We start from the raw sequence: 23,878 nt of genomic DNA on the forward strand, positions 1-23,878 counted from the left end.
CCCGATGACTTCCACTACCCTTTCCGCCACGACGCCGTCCGCCGGCACACGCAAACCCTTCACCCTGCGCGACGCCACGCCCGCCGACGTCCCCGCCATCCACGCCATCTACGCGCACCATGTGCTGCACGGCCGCGCCTCGTTCGAGGAAGCGCCGCCGAGCCTGGACGAGATGCAGCAGCGTTTTGCCGAAGTGCACCGCAAGCGCCTGCCCTACCTGGTCGCCGAGCGCGACGGCGAGGTGCTGGGCTACGCCTATGCGTCGGCCTACCGCGCGCGCAGCGCCTACCGCTTTGCCATCGAGGACTCGATCTATATCGACCACCGCCGCGTCGGCGAGGGCCTGGGCCAGGCCCTGCTGGCCGAACTGGTCGCCCGCTGCGAGACCGGGCCGTGGCGCCAGATGGTCGCCGTGATCGCCTGCACCGCCGGCGGCGAAGGCGCCGGTTCGTTGGCCGTGCATGAGCGGCTGGGCTTCCGCACCGTCGGCCGGCTGGAGGCGGTGGGGTTCAAGCATGGGCAATGGATCGATACGGTGCTGATGCAGCGGGTGCTGGGGGCGGGGGCGACAACGCTGCCGGAGTAGGCGGAATCGGCCGCGGCAAGTTCAGACGTGTCCCATAGTCGCGCAGGTGTCCTGGTATCGACAATGCCTATACTTCGTCATTACAAGGACATTGGACATGCTTGTGTCGGAAGAGACCACGTTCATTCTCACGCTGAACCCGCAATTGCGTGACGCATTCATAGCCGAGGCCGCGGCTGAGGGCCTTACCACCTCGCAGATTGCTGAGGCGCTGGTGCGCGAGTATCTGGCGCGGCGCCAACAAGCCCGCGACGACGAGGTCCTTTTCCAGCAGATGGTTGAGGAAGGCAGGGCTTCGATGCGTGCCGGCATCGGCATTCCAAACGAGCAGGTGGAAGCCGAGTCCGCCGAGTGGTGTGCCGCGATATTGCGGAAAGCTTGAGGCTCATTTGGACGCCACAGGCACTGCAACAACGTACAGCGATCCGGAGCTTCATCGCACAGCATGATCCGGTTGCCGCTGTCCGGATGGAAAAGCGGTTCAATGAGGCGGCTGCGCGGCTGCAGAAGTTCCCTGAACTTGGAACGGCAGGCCGCTCGCCGAGCGCTCGTGAATTCGTGGCGCACGAGCACTACCGACTGATTTACGAACTCAACGAAGGAGTGATCTGGATTGTGGGGATCGCGCACACATCGCGGCGCCCCTCCTAGGGTGCAAAGTGACGTTGGCAACCTGTGCAACAGGTCGAGAACATAAAAGCAAAGCGCCACGGGGTCTCCGTGGCGCTTTTGCATTGGCCAACCGCTTATTGGCGGTCCGGCTCAATCGAAATGACTTACTTCATCAGGTCCGACAGCGCCAGCGCCACCACCTTGGTCGCACGGTTCAGGTCGTTCAGGCGCAGGTTCTCGTCCGAGTTATGGCCGCGGGCTTCCATCAGCGTGCGCGGGCCGGCGCCGTACAGCACGGTCGGGATGCCGCGCTTGGTGTAGTGGCGGGCATCGGTGTAGAGCGGCACGCCTTGCACCGGGATCTCCACGCCGAACATGGACTCGGCACGGCTCTTCAGGGCGCCGATCAGCTTTTCCACGCCCGGTAGTTCCGACAGCGGCTCGGCCAGGATGATGCGCTCGACCTTGACTTCGATGCCCGGACGGTCCTTGGCGGCCTTTTCCACCACGGCGCGAAGCTCGCCTTCGGCGTCGAAGCCGATTTCCTCGGGGATCATGCGGCGGTCGACGCGGAAGGTCACCAGGTCAGGCACCACGTTGGTGTTGATGCCGCCCTTGATCAGGCCCACGTTCAGCGTGGCGGTGTCGATGCCAAGCACCTTGGACTTGCGCGTCGCCAGCTCGGCACGCAGGCCGTAGATGGCTTGCAGGATGTGGGTGGCGGCCTCGATCGCGTCCACGCCGGTGTGCGGCATGGCGGCGTGGCCCTGCTTGCCCTTGACCGTCACTTCGACGTGCAGGCAGCCGTTGTGCGACGAGGTGATACCGTACGAGAAGCCGGCCGAGATGGCGTAGTCGGCCTTGCTCAGGTTGTTGTCGAGCAGGAACTTGGGACCGATGTCGCCGCCGGTTTCCTCGTCATAGGTGAACTGCAGCTCGACCGCGCCGTTGATCCTGGCGCCCTGCTTCTCGGCTTCCATCAGCGCCAGCACGGCGTAGGTGTAGGTGGCGAAATCCGACTTGGACACCGCCACGCCGCGGCCGTACATGACCGGGCCGTGCTCGCTGTCGGCCACTTCGCCGCCGTACGGGTCCTTGGTCCAGCCCAGGCCCGGGGGCACCACGTCGCCGTGGGCGTTCATGGCGATGGTCGGGCCGCCCGTGCCGAACTGCTTGCGCACGATCAGGTTGGAGGCGCTGATCATGCCGGCTGCCTTCACCAGCTCGTCCGGCACCTTGTGCGCCTCCACCGTGAAACCCAGGCCCTCCAGCAGTTCCTTGGCGCGCTTGCCATGGGCGTCGCAGTCGCCTGCGGGGTTGTCCGAGGGAACCTTGACCAGTTCGGCCAGGAAGGCTTCCTGTTCCGGACGGTGCTGGTCGATGAATTGCGTCAGCGTGGTTTCAGTGGGGTTCATATTGTCTCGTGCGGTCATGACTTGTTCTCTTAACTACGGAGGAGGGTTCGGGTGGGTTCCGGGGGATCTGCGCTGGCCTACTGCGGCAGGCGGAAGTGCTCGACGAAATCGCTGAACACGCGCGCGGACAGGGCGGCATCCTCGGCGGTCATGGTTTCGGTGGGATGGTGGCTGATGCCGCCGTTGCCGCAGCGCACAAACAGCATGGCGACGTCGGCGATGGCGGCAATGGCCATGGCGTCGTGGCCGGCGCCCGACGGCAGGTGGCGCACCGGCACGCCCTGGCGGGCAATCGCGGCGGCCCATTGCTCTTGCAGCCACGGGGCGCACGGCACGCTCTTCGCCTCGTGGGTCTTGCGCACTTGCGCGCGCACGTTGCGGCGCGCGCAGACACGCTCGACCTCGGCCAGCACGTCGTTGGCGGCGGCCTCGCGCTCGGCGTCAATGCCCGAGCGGATGTCGATAGAGAACACCGCATGGCCGGGCACCACGTTGGCGGCACCGTTGGGCACGTTGAACTGGCCGACCGTGCCGACCAGGCCCGGCTTGCCGCCGCAGCGCTGCTCGATATACAGGCCGATCTCGGCCCCGGCCATGGCGGCGTCGCGGCGCATGTCCATCGGCACCGTGCCGGCGTGTCCGGCCAGGCCTTCGAGCTCGACGATAAAGCGGGTGGCGCCGGAGATGGCGGTCACCACGCCCACCGGCAGGTTTTCATTGAGCAGCACCGGACCTTGTTCGATATGGACTTCGATGAAGGCCGCGACCTTGCTGCGGTCATGCCTGGCGGCGGGCAAGGCAGCGGCGTCGAAACCGGCCTCGCGCATTACCTGGCGCATGGTCTTGCCGCTGTCGTCGACGTTGTCCAGCACGTTGTTGTCGAAGGTGCCGGCGATGGCGCGGCTGCCCAGCAGCGTGGCCTTGAAGCGCACGCCCTCTTCCTCGGCAAAGCCGACCACTTCGATCGCAAACGGGAAGCGCTTGCCCTGGCGGTTCCATTCGGCCACGCACGCGGTCGGCAGGATCACGCCGAGGTTGCCGTCATAGCGGCCGCCGTCGCGCACGGTGTCGAAGTGCGAACCGGTCAGCAGCGCGGGCGCGTCGGGCGTGGTGCCCTCATAGCGGCCGATCACGTTGCCGGCGGCGTCGCGCCGCACCGTCATGCCGGCCTGCTGCATCCATTCGGTCAGCTGCGCGGCGGCGCCGTGGTGGGCCTCGGTCAGGTAGGTACGGGTGAGCATGCCGGGCTGCTCGGTGTGGGCGGCCAGGGCTTCGGCCCAGGCCATGATGCGCGTGCCAGTCTCTGCGGCGGACGGCGACGGATTTGCTGCCATGCGTTGTCTCCTGCTGGAAGTGCGTGAACGCCGCGGCGGGTGGTCCGGCAAGGCCCGCCGGCGTCTGCCGCAAGGCCTGCCGGCGCGGGCGGGGCGCCCGGGCCGAAGCTCTATTCTGTGCGATTCATGTTAGCACAGTGAATTCAAAAATTGCATACAAAAATGATATGCACTATATTCGCTTCCACGTTCAGACAATTTGCCGCGGACAATCCGGTCCGGACAGGAGATTGCGTGGATTCCGCCTCAACAGGGGGGCTGTCCGCGAGGTGGCGCGCTCCCGACCCGGAAGCCCCGCACGGAACGTAAGGCCGGCAGCCACCCGCCAGTAGAGCAGTACGGGGCCGCCGGTGATTCCTGGATCAGATGGGCCAGCCAGCGCCAACCAATGGACAGGCGCCGGACCGGCCCGGTACGGAGACAACCATGCAGCATGCAGTTCCCTCGCAGCCCCGCCCCGGCGCTCCCCAGCCCCGTTTGCACACCCGCTTCACCCGTTCGCTGTTTGGCCAGGTGCTGATTGCCCTGGTGATTGGTACGGCACTCGGCCTGGCATTCCCCGAATTCGCCGCCAAGCTCAAGCCGCTTGGCGATGCTTTTATCAAGCTGATCAAGATGCTGATCGGCCCGATCGTGTTCTGCGTGGTGGTGGCCGGCATCTGCGGCGCGGGCGAGCTGAAGAAGGTCGGCCGCGTCGGCATCAAGGCAGTGGTGTATTTCGAGATCGTCACCACCATCGCGCTGGCGCTGGGCATCCTGCTGGCCTATGTGTTCCAGCCCGGCGTCGGCATGAATGTCGACCCGCGTTCGCTCGACGCGTCGGCCATCGCCGGCTTCATCGACAACGCCACCAAGGTGAAGGACCAGGGCACGGTCGACTTCCTGCTCAAGCTGATCCCCAATACCGTGTTCGGCGCCTTTGCCAACGGCGACGTGCTGCAGGTGCTGCTGGTCTCGATCCTGTTCGGCTGCGCGCTGTCGCTGGTGGGCGAACCGGGCCGGCCGCTGGTCAGGCTGATCGACACCTTCTCGCACACGCTGTTCAAGATGATGGGCTTCATCATCAAGCTGGCGCCGCTGGGCGTGCTGGGCGCGGTGGCTTTCACCGTGGGCAAGTACGGCATCGGCTCGCTCAAGCAGCTCGGCTTCCTGGTGTTCCTGTTCTACGGCGCAGTGATCATCTTCGTGCTGGTGGTGCTGGGCACGATCATGCGCGTGTGCGGTTTCTCGGTGATCAAGCTGATCCGCTACCTGCGCGCCGAGCTGCTGGTGGTGCTGGGCACGGCCTCGTCCGACAGCGTGCTGCCGCAGGTGATGAAGAAGCTGGAGTTCATGGGCATCAAGAAGTCGGTGGTGGGCCTGGTGATCCCGACCGGCTACTCGTTCAACCTGGATGCGTTCTCGATCTACCTGACGCTGGCCGCAGTGTTTATCGCCCAGGCCACCAACACGCCGCTGGCGATGGGCGACCTGCTTGGCATCCTGGCGGTGGCGCTGGTCACCTCCAAGGGCGCGCACGGCATCCCCGGCTCGGCCATCGTGATCCTGGCGGCGACGCTGTCGGCGCACCCGGCGATCCCGGCGATCGGGCTGGTGCTGGTGCTGTCGGTGGACTGGTTCATCGGCATCGCGCGCGCGCTGGGCAACCTGATCGGCAACTGCGTGGCCACCGTGGTGGTGGCCGCCTGGGAGAAGGATATCGATCGCGAACGGGCCCATGGCGTGCTCAACGGCACCATCGAAGCGACCGACCTGGATGCGGGTCTGGCGGCAATGGCGGAGGACGGCGTCACCACCGGTTCTCCTGTCCCTGTGCCGGGGCGCTAGAATCACGGCATCTCCCCTACCGCGCAGCCTCTGCGCAAGTGCGCTGCCATGCCCGAGCATATCGATCCTGACATGACCGCCGAAGCGATCGCCGAAGACATTGTCGCGGCGATCGTCTCGCACCGCCTGCCGCCCGGCACCAAGCTGCGCGAGGAGGCCCTGGCCAGCGTCTACCGCGTCAGCCGCACCAAGGTGCGCGCGGCGCTGCTGATGCTGTCCAAGGACAAGGTCATCCAGATGGTGCCGGACAAGGGCGCCTTCGTCGCCAAGCCCAGCGCGGAAGAAGCGCGCGAGGTCTTCGCGGTGCGCCGCATCCTGGAAGCGGCGCTGGCGCGCGAGTTCGTCGCCAAGGCGACGCCCGCCGACTACAAGCGGATTGACAAGCACCTGGCGGCCGAGCGCAAGGCGCTGACGGGCAACGATGCGCAGGTGCGCACCCGCCTGCTGGGCGACTTCCATATCGTGCTGGCCGAGGTGGTCGGCAACGGCGTGCTGACCGAGATGATGCGCGAGCTGTCGACGCGCAGCGCGGTCATCACCATGCTGTACCAGTCGCGCCGCGATGCGGCCTGCTCGTCGGACGAGCACCGGGAGTTTATCGAGGCCGCCCGTGCCGGCGATGTCGAGCGGGCCGTCGCGCTGATGGTGGACCACCTGGGCCACGTGGAAGGTGCGCTGCATTTCGAGGAAACCGCGCCGGTGTCGCGCGGCAAGGACCTGGTGACCGCGCTGCTGGCGTAGGCCTCCGCAGCGACCGCTTGACGTGAGTCAAAGCGGCCCCTGCGGCCCGCGCGCACACTTGACCCCGCCATGAAGACGCGGGGGCGCACTTCATGAGCACTCCGCCTTCCGGCACCTCATCGTCGGAAGGCTGCCCGCACGCTGCAACAGTGTGCGGGCTTTCTTTTTTCTGAGGACTGGGTTTTGCGCTGCGGAATGGCGCCCTGTCCCGCCCCGTGGCCGCCACGCAGCCCCGCACCCGTTTTTCCCTTTCCTGCCAGCTAGTTGCAGCGCCCGGGCGGCGTTCCCGGCGCCCCCATTGTTGCGTCCGCGGCGGCCGGCATTGCCGGCAATACGCGAAATCGAATCCCGGCTTCGGGTTAGGATGCCGGAGGCCCGAGCCAGAGGCCGGCGCCGCCCCCCCGCAGCACCCGGGGCGGACGCACACCGGAACAGAAACATGGAGACCGTCATGCGCCATCGCGCGATACCTGCCGTGCAGCCACGCCGCCGGCGCTAGTGTCCTGTTCCGTAGATAACTTGCCAAAATGAAATCGCCCAGTTGGTCGTCAGGCTAGGCGCGAGGAGGCGCCATAGCCGTAGCTATGGCAACGACGAGCAACGACGCATGGCGGCCAACTGGGCGATTTCATGGCAAGGTATTTGCGGAACAGGACACTCGCCCTCCCCTGCATTTCGCCCCGCCACGGTCCTGCCTGCCGCCGGATCGCGGCCCGCATCGCCTGACCATCGATCGAGAGGACTTCCCATGCCCAGTGCCTTCCGCCCCGACGCCTTTGCCGGCAAGACCGTATTCGTCGCCGGCGCCTCCTCCGGCATCAACCTCGGCATCGCGCACGGCTTCGCGCGCGCCGGGGCGAAGCTGGCGCTGATCAGCCGCACCGCCGAGCGCATCCAGGCCGCCGCCGACACCATCACCGCGGCCGGCGGCACCGCCATCGGCATGGCCGCCGACGTGCGCGACTATGCTGCCGTGGAAGCGGCCTTTGCGCGCGCGCAGGACGAACTGGGGCCGATCGACGTGGTGATCTCCGGCGCCGCGGGCAACTTCCTGGCGCCCGTGGTCGGCATGTCGGCCAATGCCTTCAAGACCGTGGTCGATATCGACCTGCTCGGCACCTTCAACGTGTTCCGCGCCAGCTTCGACCACCTGGCCAAGCCGGGTGCATCGCTGATCGCGATCACCGCGCCGCAGGCGGTCAACGCCATGATGTTCCAGGCCCATGCCTGCGCCGCCAAGGCCGGCATCAACATGCTGATCAAGTGCCTGGCGATGGAATGGGGCCCGGCCGGCGTGCGCGTGAACGGCATCTCGCCCGGCCCGATCGCCAACACCGAAGGCATGGCGCGGCTGGCACCCACGCCGGAGATCGAAGCCCGCTACAAGGCCCGCCTGGCGCTGCGCGACTACGGCACCAAGGACGATATCGCCGATGCCGCGATGTACCTGAGTAGCGACAACGCGCACTACGTCACCGGCACCATCCTCGACTGCGACGGCGGCAGCAAGCTGGGCGACGCCTCCGCCGACGCGCTGAAGAAGCCGCAGTAATCACCGTACCGAATACCGACCACGAGACCAGGAGAACCACCCATGACGGCATCCGTCCTCTATCAAGCCAGCGAAGGCGTGGCCACGCTGACCCTGAACCGCCCGGACGTGCTCAACGCGATGAACGGCGACCTGATGCGCGAGTTGCGCGAGGGCGTGGAGCGCGCCGCCGGCGACGCCGGCGTGCGCGCCGTGCTGATCACCGGCGCGGGCCGCGGCTTCTGCGCCGGCGCCGACCTGGCCGCGCGCGGCAAGGATGGCATCACCGATTCCGGCACGCTGCTGCGCGAGCGCTACCACCCGATCATCATGGCGCTGCGCCAGATGCCCAAGCCGGTCGTCACCGCGGTCAACGGCGTGGCCGCCGGTGCCGGCATGAGCTTGGCGCTGGCGGGCGACGTAGTGCTGGCGGCTCGCTCGGCCAGCTTCCTGCAGGCCTTCTCCAAGATCGGCCTGATCCCGGACGCCGGCAGCACCTACTTCGTGCCGCGCTATGCCGGTGAGATGCGCGCCCGCGCGCTGGCCATCCTGGCCGAGAAGATCGATGCCGAGGAAGCCCAGCGCATCGGCCTGGTGTGGAAGGTCCACGCCGACGACGCGCTGCAGGACGAGGCCGGCAAGCTGGCCCGCCACCTGGCCACCATGCCGACCATGGCCTACGGCATGATCAAGGAAGCCCTCAACCAGAGCTTCGACAACGACCTGGCCGCGCAGCTGGAAGTGGAAGCCACGCTGCAGTCGCGCGCCAGCCGCAGCGATGACTGCAAGGAAGGCGTGGCCGCCTTCATGGAGAAGCGCAAGCCGCAGTTCAAGGGCCGTTGAGCGCGCGGTGCGCTGGCGGGAGCCCGACGACGTGGTCTTTGTCGACGCGCTGCCGCATCGCCATCAAACCCACAACCCGCATCCAAAGGAGCCCGCGCATGAGCGCCAGCAGCAACGAACGTATCCTCGTCACGATCGAAGACGGCGTCGCCGATGTCCGCCTGAACCGCCCCGACAAGATGAATGCGCTCGACCAGGCCATGTTCGAGGCGCTGATCGAGACCGGCGAGCAACTGGCGCGCATGCCCGACCTGCGCGCGGTGGTGCTGTCCGGCGAAGGCCGCGCCTTCTGCGCGGGGCTGGACATGGGCCGCATGGCGGGCATGTTGTCCGACGGTGGCGGCGAATCCCACAACGACAGCATCGGCGCGGGCCGCCTCGGCAAGCGCACCCACGGCATTTCCAATCGCCCGCAGTACGCGTGCATGGTCTGGCGCGAACTGCCGGTGCCGGTGTTCGCGGCGGTGCACGGCGTGGCGTTCGGCGGCGGGCTGCAGGTGGCGCTGGGGGCGGACGTACGCTACGTCGCGCCCGATACCAGGCTGTCGGTCATGGAGCTGAAATGGGGGCTGGTGCCCGACATGGCCGGCATGGTGCTCACGCGCGGCCTGGTGCGCCCCGACGTGCTGCGCGAGCTGATCTACAGCGCGCGCGTGCTGAGCGGCACCGAAGCCTGCGAACTGGGCCTGGGCACCTACCTTGCTGACGACCCGCGCGCCGCGGCGCTGGAAGCCGCGCGCCAGGTGGCACAGAAGAACCCGGACGCGATCCGCGCCGCCAAGCGCCTGATGGCGGTGGTGGAGCGCGGCGACAATGCGCAGATCCTGCAGGCCGAGTCCGATGAGCAGGACCGGCTGGTCGGCTCGCCCAACCAGCGCGAGGCAGTGCTGGCGAATATGCAGAAGCGCGCGCCGCGCTTCGAGCCGGCGGGCTGAAGCAACGCGCTCAGTGGCGGCGCCGTCGGCGCCACCACAGCGCATAGACCGCCACGTTGACCGCCAGCACCACCGCGCCGAGCCACAGTTGCACCGCAGGCGTAAGCCCCGCCGGATAGATCAGCGGCAACAGGTAGCGCTCGACAAACCCGCCGCTGTAGCCCGCCTGCCCCGCCGCCTGGCGCAGCGAGTTTTCAAGCGGCGTCAGCGGGCAGATCCAGCCGGACCATTCGATCAGCACGCCCCACACTGCCGCGGGCAGGTGCAGCCATGCGACACGCGGCCAGCGCAATACCAGCAGGCCGCCCGCCACCACGAACAGGATAAACAACCCGTGCACGATGACCACCAGGTCGGCCAGCCAGGCTGTGATCGGCATCGCGCTCGGCGGCGGCGTCAGTTGCCGCCCGCCGTGTCCATCCAGTAGCCTGGGCGCGCGAACTGCGCCTTCAGGTGCTCGATGAAGAAACGGATCTTGGCTGGCACCGGGCGCTGCTGCGGGTACACGGCAAGGATGTCGTAGGCCGGCAGCGCGTATTCGTCCAGCACCGTGATCAGCTCGCCGCTCTCCAGCTGCGGCAGGATCTCCCAGGTCGAGCGCCAGCCCAGGCCCAGGCCCTCGCCGGTCCAGCGGTGCAGCAGCTCGCCGTCGTTGCAGTCCAGGTTGCCGTTGACGCGCACGGTCACGGTCTTGCCGTTCTGGCTGAAGTACCAGCCGCGCTGCTGGCCGCCCTGCAGGTTGAACGCCAGGCAGTTGTGCTGGGCCAGGTCGTCCAGCGTCTGCGGCACGCCGTACTTGGCAAAGTACGCCGGCGTGCCGCACACCACGCGCTTGTTCGACGCCAGCTTGATCGCGACAAAGTTCGGGTCGATGGCGCCGCCGATGCGGATGCCGACGTCATAGCCTTCGCGCACCAGGTCGACCACGCGGTCGGTCAGGTTGAAGGAGATCTGCACTTCCGGGTTGGTCGAGAGGAACGCCGGCGCGTGCGGTGCCACGTGCTTGCGCCCGAACGCTGCCGGTGCCGAAACGATCAGGTGGCCGGTGGCCTTGTGCTTGCCTTCGGCAATCAGCATCTCGGCGCGGTCCAGGTCGGCCAGCGCCTTCTTGCACTGCTCCATGAACACCGCGCCCTGCTCGGTCACGGCGATGCGGCGCGTGGACCGGTGCAGCAGCTTGACGCCGATGCGGGCTTCCAGCGCGTTGATGCGGCGGCCGATCATCACCGGCGTCACGTTCTGCGTGAGCGCCGCGGCCGCCATGCTGCCGTGCTCCACCACGGCGATAAAGGCTTCGATTTGCTTGAGTTTGTCCATCGGATATTCGTCTCCCGGGCGCCATTGTGCGGCATCCCCGGGGATGTGGCATCCCTGCGCGGCTGATGAGCAGGATCGCGGCATCCGCATACGGCCGCGTCAGGGCGGCTGCCAGGGGCACGCCGCATCACCCGGCGCCTGTGCGGAATCAGGCGGCTGGAGCCGCCCGCGCCCTGACCTGCGCGTTCATCTCGGCCGCTTCGCCCAGCACATGGGCCAGCCGTCGCAGCGGCCGGCTGCATTGCACGTGCAGGTACAGGTAGCAGGCCGCCCCGGTCACCACCATCACGCCGTAAAGCCACAGCAGCGCCCCGGCCATGGCCTGCTGGCGCGGCAGTGCGGCCACCACGATCGCAGCCGGCGCCAGTGCCAGGAGCACTGCCAGGGTGCGCGCAGCACCTTCCCACAACCGCAGTTGCAGCGCCACGCGCCGCTGGCGCGCCTGCAGCTGCTGCGGCGGGATGCGCGCCAGCCGGCGCAGCAGCGCATCCTCGGCCGCGCTGTGGCGGTCCATCTCGGCGGCCTGCCAGCGCAGCGGATGGCGCAGCCTGGCCAGCACGGTGCCGGCGCGCGCCAGCCCGGCGCCGACATAGCAGGCGGCCGACAGGGCCAGCAGCGCCTCGAAGGTCCGCAGCGACCACAGCGGCACCGGGTGCTTCAGCCACAACCGCCAGACGGCCAGGGCCGCGCCGCTCAGGATGGTCGCGACCAGCGCCGCGATAAATCCAGCCCACAGCGAACGCCCGAGGCGGCCGCCCGGCGCCGGAGGGTCGGCGGCCGGCCTGGGCGGGGCGGCGGCAAGCGCTTCAAGCAGTTCGTAGGTAGACGGCGCCTGGAATACATGGTCGGCCCGGATGGCGAGGAATCCCGCCATTTTGCCGCACTGCGCAGCGGCGGCCCGCCGGCGCCGGCCCGTACCCACCGCTGCGCCGCGTGCCCGTACCGTCACACCACATATCCAATTGCGTACCCCGGCGTACGCCCACCGACCGTCCGATCTGGCTTCCAAGGCGATATTACGTACCCCAGGTATCGAATCAACTGATCTCCCTTCTGTTTATCCCACCCCGCCTGCGGGAATAGGATCGACTCCAACGGAATTCACACCATCACTGGAGACAAGATCATGGCAAAGATGAGAGCAATCGACGCGGCAATCGCCGTGCTGGAGAAGGAAGGCGTGACCACGGCATTCGGCGTGCCGGGCGCGGCCATCAACCCGTTCTACTCCGCAATGCGCAAGTCGGGCAACATCAACCACGTGCTGGCCCGCCACGTCGAGGGCGCCTCGCACATGGCCGAAGGCTACACCCGTGCTGAGCCGGGCAACATCGGCGTCTGCGTCGGCACCTCGGGCCCCGCCGGCACCGACATGATCACCGGCCTGTACTCGGCCTGGGCCGATTCGATCCCCATCCTCTGCATTACCGGCCAGGCCCCCCGCGCGCGCCTGTACAAGGAAGACTTCCAGGCCGTCGATATTGAATCGATCGCCAAGCCCGTGACCAAGTGGGCCGTGACCGTGCGCGAGCCGGCACTGGTGCCGCAAGTGTTCCAGCAAGCGTTCCACATCATGCGTTCGGGCCGCCCGGGTCCGGTGCTGGTCGACCTGCCGTTCGACGTGCAGGTGGCCGAGATCGAATTCGATATCGACACCTACCAGTCGCTGCAGCCGTACAAGCCGGCCGCCTCGCGCGCCCAGATCGAGAAGGCCATCTCGATGCTGAACGCGGCCGAGCGCCCGCTGATCGTCTGCGGCGGCGGCGTGATCAACGCTGACGCGTCGGAACTGCTGGTCGAGTTTGCCGAACTGGTCAACGTGCCGGTGGTGCCGACCCTGATGGGCTGGGGCGTGCTGGCCGACGACCACCCGCTGCAAGCCGGCATGGTCGGCCTGCAGACCTCGCACCGCTATGGCAACGCCACGCTGCTGGCTTCGGACTTCGTGATGGGCATCGGCAACCGCTGGGCCAATCGCCACACCGGCAGCGTCGATGTCTACACCAAGGGCCGCAAGTTCGTGCACGTCGATATCGAGCCCACCCAGATCGGCCGCGTGTTCGGCCCGGACCTGGGCATCGTGTCGGACGCCAAGGCCGCGCTGGAACTGTTCGTTGAAGTTGCCCGCGAAATGAAGATGGCCGGCCGCCTGCCGTGCCGCAAGTCGTGGGTGGCCGACGTGCAGAAGCGCCGCCGCACCCTGCAGCGCAAGAGCGACTTCGACAACGTCCCGGTCAAGCCGCAGCGCGTGTACCGCGAGATGAACCAGTACTTCCCGCGCGACGTGCGCTACGTCAGCACCATCGGCCTGTCGCAGATCGCCGCGGCCCAGTTCCTGTCGGTCAATGAGCCGCGCCACTGGATCAACTGCGGCCAGGCCGGCCCGCTGGGCTGGACCATCCCGGCCGCGATCGGCGTGAAGACCGCTTCGCCGGATTCGGATGTGGTGGCGATCTCGGGCGACTACGACTTCCAGTTCATGATCGAAGAGCTGGCCGTGGCCGCGCAGTTCAAGGTGCCGTACATCCACGTGGTGGTGAACAACTCCTACCTCGGCCTGATCCGCCAGGCGCAGCGCAACTTCGAGATGGACTACTGCGTGCAGCTGGCCTTCGACAACGTCAATTCCCCTGAGCTGAACGGCTACGGCGTGGACCACGTCAAGGTGGTGGAGGGCCTGGGCTGCAAGGCGATCCGCGTGTTCAAGCCGGAAGACATCGCCCCGGCCTTTGCCGAAGCGCGCGACCTGATGGCCGAGTTCTCGGTGCCGGTGGTGGTCGAGGTGATCCTGGAGCGCGTGACCAATATCGCGATGGGCACCGAGATCGACAACGTCAACGAGTTCGAGCCGATCGAAGACATCGAGGACATCGAGGAAGCGATCCTGAAGGAAGAAGTGGAAACGGCGTAAGCAGCACCATTCCAACATGGAAGCGCGGGCTACGGCCCGCGCAAATCCAGCGCCCCTGTATCACCGGTTCTGCACCGGCAGAACGACAACACAACTAAACCGGAGAGACTCATGACTAAACTTGCGGCCAACCTCACCATGCTGTTCAACGAAGTGGGTTTTCTCGACCGCTTCGAAGCCGCCGCGCGCGCGGGCTTCCGCGGCGTGGAATTCCTCTTCCCCTATGCCTTCCACGCGGACCAGATCGCTGACCGCCTGAACCGCTTCCAGCTGGACCTGGTGCTGCACAACCTGCCCGCCGGCAAGTGGGAAGCGGGCGAGCGCGGCATTGCCTGCCACCCGGACCGCGTCGGCGAGTTCCAGGACGGCGTGGGCGAGGCCATCAAGTACGCCAAGGTGCTGGGCGTGCGCCAGCTGAACTGCCTGGTCGGCATCCAGCCGCAGAACGTCAAGCGCGAGCAGGCCCAGGAAACGCTGGTGGAAAACCTGCGCTTCGCCGCCAGCGCGCTGGCCGCCGAGCATATCGACCTGCTGGTCGAGCCGATCAACACCTTCGACATCCCCGGCTTCTTCCTGTCGCGCACGCAGCAGGCCGTGGACCTGATCAACCAGGTCAATGCGCCCAACCTGTACGTGCAGTACGACATCTACCACATGCAGCGGATGGAAGGCGAGATCGCCAACACCATCAAGGCCAACCTGCCGAAGATCAAGCACGTGCAGCTGGCCGACAACCCCGGCCGCAACGAACCCGGCACCGGCGAACTGAACTACCAGTACCTGTTCAAGTTCCTGGACGAGATCGGCTACACCGGCTGGATCGGCTGCGAATACAAGCCCAAGACCACCACCGAAGCCGGCCTGGGCTGGCGCGCCGAGCACGGCGTGCAGTAACAGCCTGTCAGTCTTCAAATCCCGCTTGTTTGCTCCCCTCTCCCGCTTGCGGGAGAGGGGCGGGGGTGAGGGCCGGCGCTTGCCGGAGCCATGGAGCTTTCAAAAAACCGAAGGCCCCGCTCGATGTGGCTCCTAGCCAAACCACCCCTCACCCCAACCCTCTCCCCATGAGGGGGGAGGGAGAACACCTTACATAGGCCAGTTCGAGCGTCTTTGGCGCACCCAACACCGCTGGCTTCGATTCAGTTCTTAATCAAGGAGACACCACAATGGCAACCAATCGCAACGTCGGCTTCATCGGCCTGGGCATCATGGGCGCACCGATGGCGGGCCACCTGCGCGCCGCCGGCCACACGCTGTTCGTGCATGACGTCAACCCGGCCCCGCAGGCGCTGGTCGATGCAGGCGTGACCGTCTGCACCAGCGCCGAGGAAGTCGCCAAGCGTGCCGACATCATCGTCATCATGGTGCCGGACACCCCGCACGTGGAAGCCGTGCTGTTCAGCGAAAAGGGCGTGGCCGCCGCGTTCAAGGCCGCCGGCAAGGAAGCCAGCCACAGCAAGATCGTGGTCGACATGAGCTCGATCTCGCCGATCGCCACCAAGGACTTCGCCGCGCGCATCAACAAGCTGGGCGCCTCGTACCTGGACGCGCCGGTGTCGGGCGGTGAAGTGGGCGCCAAGGCCGCAACGCTGACGATCATGGTCGGCGGCCCGCAGGAAGCCTATGACCAGGTCAAGCCGCTGTTCGACCTGATGGGCAAGAACGTCACGCTGGTCGGTGGCAACGGTGACGGCCAGACCACCAAGGTGGCCAACCAGATCATCGTGGCGCTGAACATCCAGGCCGTGTCCGAAGCCCTGCTGTTCGCCTCCAAGGCCGGCGCCGATCCGGCCAAGGTGCGCCAGGCGCTGATGGGCGGCTTTGCGGCCTCGCGCATCCTGGAAGTGCACGGCGAGCGCATGGTCAAGCGCACCTTCGACCCGGGCTTCCGCATCGAACTGCACCAGAAGGACCTGAACCTGGCGCTGCAGGGTGCCAAGGCACTGGGCGTGGCACTGCCCAATACCGCCACCGCGCAGGAGCTGTTCAATACCTGCGCCGCCAACGGCCTTGGCAAGCAGGACCATTCGGCCCTGTGCCGCGCGATCGAGATCATGTCTAACCACCAGATCGCCAAGTAAGCAGCAACCACGTCGTCCCCGCCCTGCGGGGACGACTAGCTTTCCCCGTCAGCACCAGGACTTTTCATGCTCGCCACCGAACCTCAAGCCGCCCTGCTCTCGCCCCAGCGCGCCGCAGCGCATCCCGGACAGTCCGACGCGCGCGCGTTGCTGCGCGACCTGTTCGACACCGCGGTCGCTGCCGTCAGCGCCAGCCACTGCCTGCCGCCGCACCTGCCCACGCCGCCCAAGGGCCGCACGGTAGTGATCGGCGCCGGCAAGGCCGCTGCCGCGATGGCGCAGGCGGTCGAGGCGAACTGGCAAGGCGAGCTGTCGGGCCTGGTGGTGACGCGCTACGGCCATGGTGCCGATTGCCAGCGCATTGAAGTGGTGGAAGCCGCGCACCCTGTTCCCGACGAAGCCGGCCAGCGCGCCGCGCAACGCATGGTGGAACTGGTGCAGGGCCTGACTGCCGACGACCTGGTGCTGTGCCTGATCTCCGGCGGTGGTTCGGCGCTGCTGGCCGCACCCGCACCCGGCATCTCGCTGGCCGACAAGCAGGCGGTCAACAAGGCCCTGCTGCGCAGCGGCGCGAGCATCGGCGAGATGAACTGCGTGCGCAAGCACCTGTCCGCGCTCAAGGGTGGACGCCTGGCGCTGCACTGCGCCCCGGCACGCGTCGAGACGCTGCTGATTTCCGATATCCCCGGCGATGACCCGACCCTGATCGCAAGCGGCCCGACGCTGCCCGACGCGACCACCTGCGCCGACGCGCTGGCCGTCATCGCCAAGTACGGCATTGAAGTTCCCGCCAACGTGCGCGCCCACCTGGAAAGCGGCGCCGGCGAAACGCCCAAGCCCGGCGATGCCCGCTTCGAAGGCCACCGCAACGTGACGCTGGCCACCGCGCAGCAATCGCTGGAGGCCGCAGCCGTCCGCGCGCGTGAACTGGGCTACGAGGCGCACATCCTGTCCGACTGCATCGAAGGCGAAGCCCGCGAAGTGGCCGAAGTGCATGCCGCCATCGCGCGCCAGGTCGCGCAGCGCGGCCAGCCCTTCAGCAAGCCCTGCTTGATCCTGTCCGGCGGCGAGACCACTGTGACCGTGCGCGGCAAGGGCCGCGGCGGGCGCAATGCCGAGTTCCTGCTGGCGCTGGCGGTGGCGCTCGACGGCCTGGCCGGCGTGCACGCGATCGCCGGCGACACCGACGGCATCGACGGCTCCGAGGACAACGCCGGCGTGCTGCTGTCGCCTGACACCCTGACCCGCGCCGCCGCGCGCGGGCTGTCGGCGCGCGCGCACCTGGACAACAACGACGGCTATGGCTTCTTTGCCGGCGTGGACGACCTGATCGTCACCGGCCCGACCCGCACCAACGTGAATGACTTCCGCGCCATCCTGATTGTGTAGGCCTGCAGTCGTCAGCGCAGTACCGCCGGACCGAAGCTGTAGTTCACCTGAACAGCATTACCCGGCGCGCCACGTGGCGCGCCGTCCGAGAATGGAAGAGGAGACATCATGAGACGCCAGCGCAAAGCGAAGATCGTTGCCACGCTTGGACCCGCAAGCACCGACATCGCGGTGATCCGCGAACTGTTCGAGGCGGGCGCCGACGTGTTCCGGCTGAACTTCAGCCACGGCACGCACGAAGACCACCGCGCGCGCTACGACGCCGTGCGCAAGATCGAGGCAGAGACCGGCCGCCCGATCGCGATCCTGGCCGACCTGCAGGGCCCCAAGCTGCGCATCGGCACCTTCGCCGCCGGCAAGGTCGCGGTGCGCGCGGGCGATGTGTTCGTGCTCGACAGCGATCCCACCCCGGGCGACGGCACCCGCGTCTACCTGCCGCACCCCGAACTGTTCGCCGCCGCGCAGCCGGGCCAGTCGCTGCTGATCGACGACGGCAAGGTGCGCCTGTCGATCGAAGCTGTGACCACCGGCACCATCACCACGCGCGTGGTCAACAACGGCACGCTGTCCGACCGCAAGGGTGTGAACGTGCCCGACGCCGTGATCCCCATCCCCGCGCTGACCGAGAAGGACCGCAAGGACCTGGACTTCGCGCTGGCGCTGGGCGCTGACTGGATCGGCCTGTCGTTCGTGCAGCGCCCGTCCGACATCGTCGAAGCGCGCGAGATCGTCGGCACCCGCGCCGGCATCCTGTCCAAGATCGAGAAGCCGGCCGCGCTGCAGCAGCTCGAAGAGATCGTGCGCGTGTCCGATTCCGTGATGGTGGCGCGCGGCGACCTCGGCGTGGAACTGCCGCCCGAGCGCGTCCCCGGCGTGCAGAAGCGCATCCTGCGCGTGTGCCGCCAGCTGGGCAAGCCGGTGGTGATCGCCACGCAGATGCTGGAATCGATGATCGACTCGCCCGTGCCGACCCGCGCCGAAGCGTCGGACGTGGCCAGCGCCATCTATGAAGGCGCCGACGCGGTGATGCTGTCGGCCGAGTCGGCCAACGGCCGCTACCCGGTGCCGGCGGTGTCGATGATGAACCGCATCGTCACCGAGGTGGAACGCGACCCGCTGTACCGCAACCTGCTCGATGCCCAGCATGAGACCCCGCTGAACACGCGCCAGGATGCAATCTGCGCGGCGCTGCGCGAAGTCACGCAGATCATCGGCGCCGCCGCGACGGTGACCTACACGTCCTCGGGCGCCACCGCGCTGCGCGCCGCGCGCGAGCGGCCGTGCGCGCCGATCGTCAGCATCACGCCGAACCTGGAGATCGCGCGCCGCCTGGCAATTGCCTGGGGCGTCCACTCCACCGTGAGCCCGGATGTGCAGAGCGTGGATGAAATGGTCGAAGCCGCCACGCGCGCGGCGGTTGCCGAAGGTTATGCCGTGCCGGGCGACCAGATCACCGTCGCCGCGGGGATGCCGTTCGGGCAAGGCGGGACGACCAACCTGCTGCGCGTGGCTGAAGTTGGCGCCAGCGCGGTGGCAACCGCACCGGCTGCGCGTGAGGCTGCCTTGGCCTGACAGCGCTGCTTGCGTTCCCGTCCCGGAACGTTCAGGTCACGACGGAACCGGGTGCAAACCCGGTTTCTTTGTTTTGCCGCACACCGCCTGCGTTGCCCGTCTCCAGGGTGAGTGGGTGGTGTTTTTTTATTTGGCTTGGTGTCGAAGACAGCACCTGACCCCAGATTGCTATACTGCTTGCCATCCTCCTACCCTGCAATTCCCCCTCCCCCCGGAGCCCCCCATGCGCCTAGATGACGAAGCCGAAAGCCAGCACGTTGAAGACCGCCGCGGCGGATTCGGCGGTGTCGGCGGCAAGACCATCGGCATCGGCACGGTCATCGTCGCGCTGGCGGCGTCCTATTTCTTTGGCATCGACCCGATGCTGATCATGCAGGGCGCCTCGGTGCTGCAAGGCTCCGGCCCGCAGCAGCAACAGCAGCAGGTGAACCGCCCGCCGGCAACGGATCAGATGACGGTGTTCACGCGCAAGGTGCTGGGCAATACCGAGCGCACCTGGCAACACATCTTTGAAACCCAGCTGAACCGCCGCTATGCGCCCCCCACGCTGGTGCTGTTCTCCGGCGCCACGCCCACGGCCTGCGGCACCGGCCAGTCGGCGATGGGCCCGTTCTATTGCCCCGGCGACCAGAAGGTCTATATCGACCTGGCCTTCTATGACGAGCTGCGCCAGCGCTTCGGCGCCAGCGGCGACTTTGCCCAGGCCTATGTGATCGCGCACGAGATTGGCCACCATGTGCAGAACCTGCTGGGCGTATCGGACAAGGTCGACAGCGCGCGCCGCCGCATGGGCGAGGCGCAGGCCAACCAGCTGTCGGTGCGTATGGAACTGCAGGCCGACTGCCTGGCGGGTGTCTGGGCCGCCACCGCGCAGCGCGCCAACCAGCAGCTGCTGGAGCCCGGCGATGTCGAAGAAGGCCTGAAGGCCGCAGCCGCGATCGGCGACGACCGGCTGCAGCGCCAGTCGCAGGGCTATGTCGTGCCGGAGGCCTTTACCCACGGCTCCAGCGAGCAGCGTGTGCGCTGGCTGCGCCGCGGCATTGAGTCCGGCGATATCCGCAAGTGCGATACCTTCGCCTCGCGCGACCTGTAAGCGCGGGCTCCACCCCCGACGTCTGAGGGGTGCCGGCAATGTGACGTTTGCGTTGCCCACCCCCCGTTCCCTGTCTATAATCGCCGGCAAGGCCGCTTTACGACGGCCAGTCGCCGGCGTCGATCCTCACCGATCCTTCCTGCCGCAGCGCCGGGTTCTCCCCACAGGACCCCTGCACGCGCCGCGGTGCACGCCGGCCCCGGTCGACGGGCCACGCGCCCCCTGACCGACAGGCGACCCGACACGCGGCCCCGCCGGCAACATCGGCCCAGCATTGCCGCGACTTGCCGCCTCTTGCCGCTGAGCCTTGCGGCGTCTCTACACCCAAGCCGTTCCGTTCCAACCGCACCGGAGCCACGGCCGATCTTCACTTGCCGTGCGCCCGTGCCAGCCCTGACCTGACATGGCGTCGTTTTTCCTGAAGCGCCCGGCGTTTGCCTGGGTGCTGGCCATCCTGACCGTGGTAGCGGGCCTGATGGCCCTGAACCGCATCCCCATCGCCCAGTACCCGGCGGTGGCGCCGCCCACGGTGATCATCTATGCCGATTACCCGGGTGCGTCCGCGCGCACGGTGGAGGACCGCGTCACCGCGGTGCTGGAGCAGCAGATGCACGGCATCCCCGGCCTGCTCTACCTGGATTCCAGCAGCGAAGGCGGCACCGCCACGGTGACGCTGGGCTTCCGCCAGGGCACCGACCCGCAGTTGGCGCAGGTCAACGTGCGCAACCGCGTGGCGCAGGCCGAGCCCTTGCTGCCCGAGGCGGTGCGCCGCGGCGGCGTCTATGTCGACCAGGCCAGCAGCAGCGCCTTCATGTACGTGTCGCTGGTGTCCGACAGCGGGCAGCTGGACGAGACCGCGCTGGGCGACTTTGCCGCCGGCTCGGTGTTGCCGCTGCTGCGCCGCATGCCCGGCATCGGCAAGGCCGAGCCGTATGGCGCCGAATACGCGCTGCGGATCTGGTTCGATCCCGACAAGCTGCACGCCTTCAACCTGACCACGGCCGAGGTCGAGGCCGCCATCCGCGCGCGCAACGGCAACGTGACGCCGGGCCAGCTGGGCGCCGCGCCGGCAGTGCCGGGTCAGCCGTTCCAGGCCATCGTGCGCCCGCCCGCGCCGATGAGCGATGCGCAGGCGTTCGGGCGCATCGTGGTGCGCGCCGCGACCGATGGCTCCGCCGTGCTGCTGCGCGACGTGGCGCGGGTGGAACTGGCCGCCAGCGACTACCGCTACGGCTCCACGCTCAACACGCGCAACGCCGCGTCGATCGGGCTGAAGCTGGCCGACGGCGCCAACGTGCTGCAGACCTCGCGCACCGTGCGTGCCGCGCTCGATGCCGCCAGCAAGGGCTTTCCGGGCGACCTGCGCTATGAAATCTCGTATGACGGCGCCACCTTCGTGCAGGCGTCGATCTCGCGCGTGGTGCTGACGCTGGTAGAAGCCACGGTGCTGGTGTTCCTGATCCTGTACCTGTTCCTGGGCAACCTGCGCGCGACGCTGATCCCGTGCATCGTGGTGCCGGTATCGCTGCTGGGCACGGTCGCCTGCCTGTACGCGCTGGGGCTGTCGCTGAACGTGATCACGCTGTTCGGCGTGGTGCTGGCGATCGGCATCCTGGTGGACGACGCCATCGTGGTGGTCGAGAACGTCGAGCGCATCATGCGCACCGACGGCGTGGGCGCGATGCAGGCCGCGGCGCGCTCGATGCGCGAGGTCTCGGGCGCGCTGGTGGCGGTGACGCTGGTGCTGTGCGCGGTATTCGTGCCGATGGCGTTCTTCGGCAGCGCGGTGGGCGTGATCTACCGGCACTTCGCGGTGACGCTGGCGGTGTCGATCGCGTTCTCGCTGTTCTTTGCGCTGACGCTGGCGCCGGCCATGTGCGCCAGCCTGCTGCGCCACAGCGCGGCGCCGGCGCGCGGGCCGCTGGCCTGGTTCGATGCGCGCTTTGCCGCCTTCACCGGGCGCTATGCCGGCTGGGTGCAGGCGCTGCAGCGCAAGCGGCTGCGCTGGCTGGCGGTCTACCTGGCGTTGACGCTGGCATGCGGCTACGCCTTGTGGAAGATGCCCAGCGGCTTCCTGCCGGAAGAGGATACCGGCGAGATCGTGGTCGATGTCGAGCTGCCCGCCGGCAGCACGCAGGCCGACACGCGCCGGCTGGTGGCCGGGCTGGAACAGTGGATGCGCGACGAGCACTACCCGGTGCATTCGAGCTTTGCCGTGCTGGGCTGGTCCAGCGGCGGCAGCGGCGAGCAGCGCGCCAGCCTGTTTATCGGCCTGACCGACTGGAAGGCGCGCGGGCGCAAGCACACGGCCCAGGCCGTGCTGGAGCGGCTGTCGGCCGGGCTGGAAACCTGGCCGGGCCGCGGCGCGGCGCAGCTGTTTGCGTACAACAGCTCGGCGCTGCCGGAACTGGGCAGCATCGGCGGCCTGGACATGCGCCTGGTGGCGCGCCAGGCGGTGGGGCGCGAGGCGCTCTTCGCCGCGCGCGACAAGCTGCTTGAGCGCGCCAAACAGGACCCGGTGCTGGGCGAGGTGCGCGCCACCACCGGCCAGCCGGTGCCCGCGCTGGACCTGAAGATCGACTACCGCAAGGCCGAGGCCTTCGGCGTCGATGCCGATACCGTGCACCACACGCTGTCGGCCACGCTGGGCTCGCGCTATATCGACGAAGTCGCGCGCGAGGGCCGCGTGCGGCGCGTGATCCTGCAGGCCGACGCGCCCTTCCGCATGCAGCCGGACCAGCTGGCGCGCGTGCACGTGCGCAACGCAAAGGGCGCGATGGTGTCGCTGGCCGCGTTCGCCTCGCTGGAATGGGGACGCGGCGAGGTCACACTGGAGCGCTTCGACGGCTTCAGCTCGGTGCACATTAATGCCGAGGTGGCGCCGGGCTACACCACCGGCGTGGCCATGACGCGGCTGGCCGAACTGGTGCGCGAGCTGGGGCCAGAATACGACGTGCGCTGGACCGGACGCGCCTTCGAGCAGGAGCAGACCGGCACGCAGGCACCGTGGCTGTTCGCGCTGTCGCTGCTGTTTATCTTCCTGTGCCTGGTGGCGCTGTATGAAAGCTGGACGCTGCCGCTGGCGGTGATCGCGATCGTGCCGACCGGCCTGATGGGCGCGGCCGCGGCGGTCTGGCTGCGCGGCATGCCCAACGACGTCTACTTCAAGGTGGGCGTGGTGGTGATCATGGGGCTGGCGGCCAAGAACGCGATCCTGATCGTCGAATATGCCGAGCAGTTGCGGCGCAGCGCCGCGGGCAGCATGGACGCGGTCGAAGCCGCCACGCGCGCGGCGCGCCAGCGGCTGCGGCCGGTGGTGATGACCTCGCTGGCCTTTGTGCTGGGCGTGGTGCCGCTGGCGATCAGCACCGGCCCGGGCGCGGGTGCGCAGCAGGCGGTCGGCACCGGCGTGCTGGGCGGCATGCTGGGTGCGACGGTGCTGGGTACGCTGGCGGTGCCGCTGCTCTATGCAGCGATCGCGCGCAGGTTGCCGCGCGCGCAGCCGGAACCCGGACACGACGCGACAGCCACGCAGCCGCCTTCAGCATGAGGGGCATGCCTGCGCGCTGACGCGGTCACGAGCCGACGGAAGAGAAAAGCGCCTGCCTGGCGAAGAGAGAAGGAGGAGGAGGTCAGCCGGGCAGGCGGGAGAGAAAACTTGCGGCCACCGCAGTGGCCGCACGAGGTCTTTGGG

The 23,878-nt window shown here is 67.9% G+C and carries 20 protein-coding genes; 15 read left to right on the forward strand and 5 right to left on the reverse strand.

Annotation, left to right across the window (positions count from 1 at the left end):
- Positions 1–4: 4 nt before the first annotated feature.
- From ACW4E8_RS24175 to ACW4E8_RS24185, 3 genes are all read left to right on the forward strand, one after another.
- Positions 5–586, forward strand: a complete 582-nt coding sequence (locus ACW4E8_RS24175) for an N-acetyltransferase family protein (protein ID WP_456806826.1) — start codon at positions 5–7, stop codon at positions 584–586.
- 97 nt (positions 587–683) lie between these two features.
- Positions 684–968 carry an antitoxin of toxin-antitoxin stability system gene (locus ACW4E8_RS24180; RefSeq protein ID WP_456806827.1) on the forward strand — a complete coding sequence of 95 codons (285 nt, stop codon included), beginning with the start codon at positions 684–686 and terminating at the stop codon, positions 966–968.
- Positions 965–1,237 carry a type II toxin-antitoxin system RelE/ParE family toxin gene (locus tag ACW4E8_RS24185; RefSeq protein ID WP_456806828.1) on the forward strand — a complete coding sequence of 91 codons (273 nt, stop codon included), beginning with the start codon at positions 965–967 and terminating at the stop codon, positions 1,235–1,237. Before ACW4E8_RS24180 ends, ACW4E8_RS24185 begins: the two co-directional genes overlap by 4 nt.
- Positions 1,238–1,362: 125 nt before the next feature.
- Here ACW4E8_RS24185 and ACW4E8_RS24190 read toward each other — a convergent pair whose 3' ends face one another.
- Positions 1,363–2,631, reverse strand: coding sequence for a M20/M25/M40 family metallo-hydrolase (locus ACW4E8_RS24190; protein ID WP_456806829.1), 1,269 nt, complete (start codon positions 2,629–2,631; stop codon positions 1,363–1,365).
- Between the two features lie 59 nt (positions 2,632–2,690).
- A complete protein-coding gene (locus tag ACW4E8_RS24195) occupies positions 2,691–3,947 on the reverse strand; it encodes an allantoate amidohydrolase (protein ID WP_456806830.1) in 1,257 nt (418 codons plus the stop codon).
- Positions 3,948–4,373: 426 nt separating this feature from the next.
- Here ACW4E8_RS24195 and ACW4E8_RS24200 point away from each other — a divergent pair, with 426 nt between their 5' ends.
- From ACW4E8_RS24200 to ACW4E8_RS24220, 5 genes are all read left to right on the forward strand, one after another.
- Positions 4,374–5,774: a C4-dicarboxylate transporter DctA gene (locus ACW4E8_RS24200; protein WP_456806831.1), complete on the forward strand. Its 1,401-nt coding sequence runs from the start codon at positions 4,374–4,376 to the stop codon at positions 5,772–5,774.
- Between the two features lie 48 nt (positions 5,775–5,822).
- Entirely contained in the window at positions 5,823–6,515 is a 693-nt protein-coding gene (locus tag ACW4E8_RS24205; protein ID WP_456806832.1) for a GntR family transcriptional regulator, read from the forward strand.
- Between the two features lie 748 nt (positions 6,516–7,263).
- Positions 7,264–8,067 carry an SDR family oxidoreductase gene (locus ACW4E8_RS24210; RefSeq protein WP_456806833.1) on the forward strand — a complete coding sequence of 268 codons (804 nt, stop codon included), beginning with the start codon at positions 7,264–7,266 and terminating at the stop codon, positions 8,065–8,067.
- Positions 8,068–8,109: 42 nt separating this feature from the next.
- Positions 8,110–8,889 carry an enoyl-CoA hydratase-related protein gene (locus tag ACW4E8_RS24215; protein WP_114131692.1) on the forward strand — a complete coding sequence of 260 codons (780 nt, stop codon included), beginning with the start codon at positions 8,110–8,112 and terminating at the stop codon, positions 8,887–8,889.
- A 98-nt stretch (positions 8,890–8,987) separates the two neighbouring features.
- The gene (locus ACW4E8_RS24220; protein ID WP_456806834.1) at positions 8,988–9,824 is read left to right on the forward strand and encodes a crotonase/enoyl-CoA hydratase family protein; all 837 of its coding nucleotides are present in this window, start codon (positions 8,988–8,990) and stop codon (positions 9,822–9,824) included.
- Between the two features lie 10 nt (positions 9,825–9,834).
- Here ACW4E8_RS24220 and ACW4E8_RS24225 read toward each other — a convergent pair whose 3' ends face one another.
- The 3 genes from ACW4E8_RS24225 to ACW4E8_RS24235 form a co-directional block, all read right to left on the reverse strand.
- Positions 9,835–10,203, reverse strand: a complete 369-nt coding sequence (locus ACW4E8_RS24225) for a DUF2784 domain-containing protein (protein ID WP_456806835.1) — start codon at positions 10,201–10,203, stop codon at positions 9,835–9,837.
- 17 nt (positions 10,204–10,220) lie between these two features.
- A complete protein-coding gene (locus tag ACW4E8_RS24230; RefSeq protein WP_456806836.1) occupies positions 10,221–11,141 on the reverse strand; it encodes a LysR family transcriptional regulator in 921 nt (306 codons plus the stop codon).
- A gap of 148 nt (positions 11,142–11,289) precedes the next feature.
- Positions 11,290–12,015 carry a hypothetical protein gene (locus ACW4E8_RS24235; protein WP_456806837.1) on the reverse strand — a complete coding sequence of 242 codons (726 nt, stop codon included), beginning with the start codon at positions 12,013–12,015 and terminating at the stop codon, positions 11,290–11,292.
- Between the two features lie 252 nt (positions 12,016–12,267).
- Here ACW4E8_RS24235 and gcl point away from each other — a divergent pair, with 252 nt between their 5' ends.
- The 7 genes from gcl (at position 12,268) to ACW4E8_RS24270 (ending at position 23,734) form a co-directional block, all read left to right on the forward strand.
- Positions 12,268–14,052, forward strand: coding sequence for a glyoxylate carboligase (gene gcl / locus ACW4E8_RS24240; RefSeq protein ID WP_456806838.1), 1,785 nt, complete (start codon positions 12,268–12,270; stop codon positions 14,050–14,052).
- Positions 14,053–14,163: 111 nt separating this feature from the next.
- Positions 14,164–14,946, forward strand: a complete 783-nt coding sequence (gene hyi, locus ACW4E8_RS24245; RefSeq protein ID WP_035816082.1) for a hydroxypyruvate isomerase — start codon at positions 14,164–14,166, stop codon at positions 14,944–14,946.
- A gap of 269 nt (positions 14,947–15,215) precedes the next feature.
- The gene (gene glxR, locus ACW4E8_RS24250) at positions 15,216–16,130 is read left to right on the forward strand and encodes a 2-hydroxy-3-oxopropionate reductase (protein ID WP_456806839.1); all 915 of its coding nucleotides are present in this window, start codon (positions 15,216–15,218) and stop codon (positions 16,128–16,130) included.
- Positions 16,131–16,196: 66 nt separating this feature from the next.
- Positions 16,197–17,519 carry a glycerate kinase type-2 family protein gene (locus tag ACW4E8_RS24255; RefSeq protein ID WP_456806840.1) on the forward strand — a complete coding sequence of 441 codons (1,323 nt, stop codon included), beginning with the start codon at positions 16,197–16,199 and terminating at the stop codon, positions 17,517–17,519.
- Positions 17,520–17,627: 108 nt separating this feature from the next.
- Positions 17,628–19,091, forward strand: coding sequence for a pyruvate kinase (pyk, locus tag ACW4E8_RS24260; protein WP_456806841.1), 1,464 nt, complete (start codon positions 17,628–17,630; stop codon positions 19,089–19,091).
- Between the two features lie 223 nt (positions 19,092–19,314).
- Positions 19,315–20,184 (forward strand): KPN_02809 family neutral zinc metallopeptidase, encoded by an 870-nt coding sequence (gene ypfJ / locus ACW4E8_RS24265; RefSeq protein WP_456806842.1) that lies wholly within the window; start codon positions 19,315–19,317, stop codon positions 20,182–20,184.
- A gap of 403 nt (positions 20,185–20,587) precedes the next feature.
- A complete protein-coding gene (locus ACW4E8_RS24270) occupies positions 20,588–23,734 on the forward strand; it encodes a multidrug efflux RND transporter permease subunit (protein WP_456806843.1) in 3,147 nt (1,048 codons plus the stop codon).
- Positions 23,735–23,878 lie beyond the last annotated feature (144 nt).

This window comes from Cupriavidus sp. CP313, from assembly GCF_054072015.1.

Bases quoted from the DNA above. Each gene is read 5' to 3' on its own strand.
- ACW4E8_RS24175 (WP_456806826.1), top strand. From the start codon at position 5: ATGACTTCCACTACCCTTTCCGCCACGACGCCGTCCGCCGGCACACGC.
- glxR (WP_456806839.1), top strand. From the start codon at position 15,216: ATGGCAACCAATCGCAACGTCGGCTTCATCGGCCTGGGCATCATGGGC.
- gcl (WP_456806838.1), top strand. From the start codon at position 12,268: ATGGCAAAGATGAGAGCAATCGACGCGGCAATCGCCGTGCTGGAGAAG.
- ACW4E8_RS24205 (WP_456806832.1), top strand. From the start codon at position 5,823: ATGCCCGAGCATATCGATCCTGACATGACCGCCGAAGCGATCGCCGAA.
- ACW4E8_RS24220 (WP_456806834.1), top strand. From the start codon at position 8,988: ATGAGCGCCAGCAGCAACGAACGTATCCTCGTCACGATCGAAGACGGC.
- ACW4E8_RS24190 (WP_456806829.1), bottom strand. From the start codon at position 2,631: ATGACCGCACGAGACAATATGAACCCCACTGAAACCACGCTGACGCAA.
- ACW4E8_RS24200 (WP_456806831.1), top strand. From the start codon at position 4,374: ATGCAGCATGCAGTTCCCTCGCAGCCCCGCCCCGGCGCTCCCCAGCCC.
- ACW4E8_RS24255 (WP_456806840.1), top strand. From the start codon at position 16,197: ATGCTCGCCACCGAACCTCAAGCCGCCCTGCTCTCGCCCCAGCGCGCC.
- ACW4E8_RS24230 (WP_456806836.1), bottom strand. From the start codon at position 11,141: ATGGACAAACTCAAGCAAATCGAAGCCTTTATCGCCGTGGTGGAGCAC.
- ACW4E8_RS24210 (WP_456806833.1), top strand. From the start codon at position 7,264: ATGCCCAGTGCCTTCCGCCCCGACGCCTTTGCCGGCAAGACCGTATTC.
- pyk (WP_456806841.1), top strand. From the start codon at position 17,628: ATGAGACGCCAGCGCAAAGCGAAGATCGTTGCCACGCTTGGACCCGCA.
- ACW4E8_RS24235 (WP_456806837.1), bottom strand. From the start codon at position 12,015: ATGGCGGGATTCCTCGCCATCCGGGCCGACCATGTATTCCAGGCGCCG.
- ACW4E8_RS24215 (WP_114131692.1), top strand. From the start codon at position 8,110: ATGACGGCATCCGTCCTCTATCAAGCCAGCGAAGGCGTGGCCACGCTG.
- ACW4E8_RS24180 (WP_456806827.1), top strand. From the start codon at position 684: ATGCTTGTGTCGGAAGAGACCACGTTCATTCTCACGCTGAACCCGCAA.
- ACW4E8_RS24195 (WP_456806830.1), bottom strand. From the start codon at position 3,947: ATGGCAGCAAATCCGTCGCCGTCCGCCGCAGAGACTGGCACGCGCATC.
- ACW4E8_RS24225 (WP_456806835.1), bottom strand. From the start codon at position 10,203: ATGCCGATCACAGCCTGGCTGGCCGACCTGGTGGTCATCGTGCACGGG.
- hyi (WP_035816082.1), top strand. From the start codon at position 14,164: ATGACTAAACTTGCGGCCAACCTCACCATGCTGTTCAACGAAGTGGGT.
- ypfJ (WP_456806842.1), top strand. From the start codon at position 19,315: ATGCGCCTAGATGACGAAGCCGAAAGCCAGCACGTTGAAGACCGCCGC.
- ACW4E8_RS24270 (WP_456806843.1), top strand. From the start codon at position 20,588: ATGGCGTCGTTTTTCCTGAAGCGCCCGGCGTTTGCCTGGGTGCTGGCC.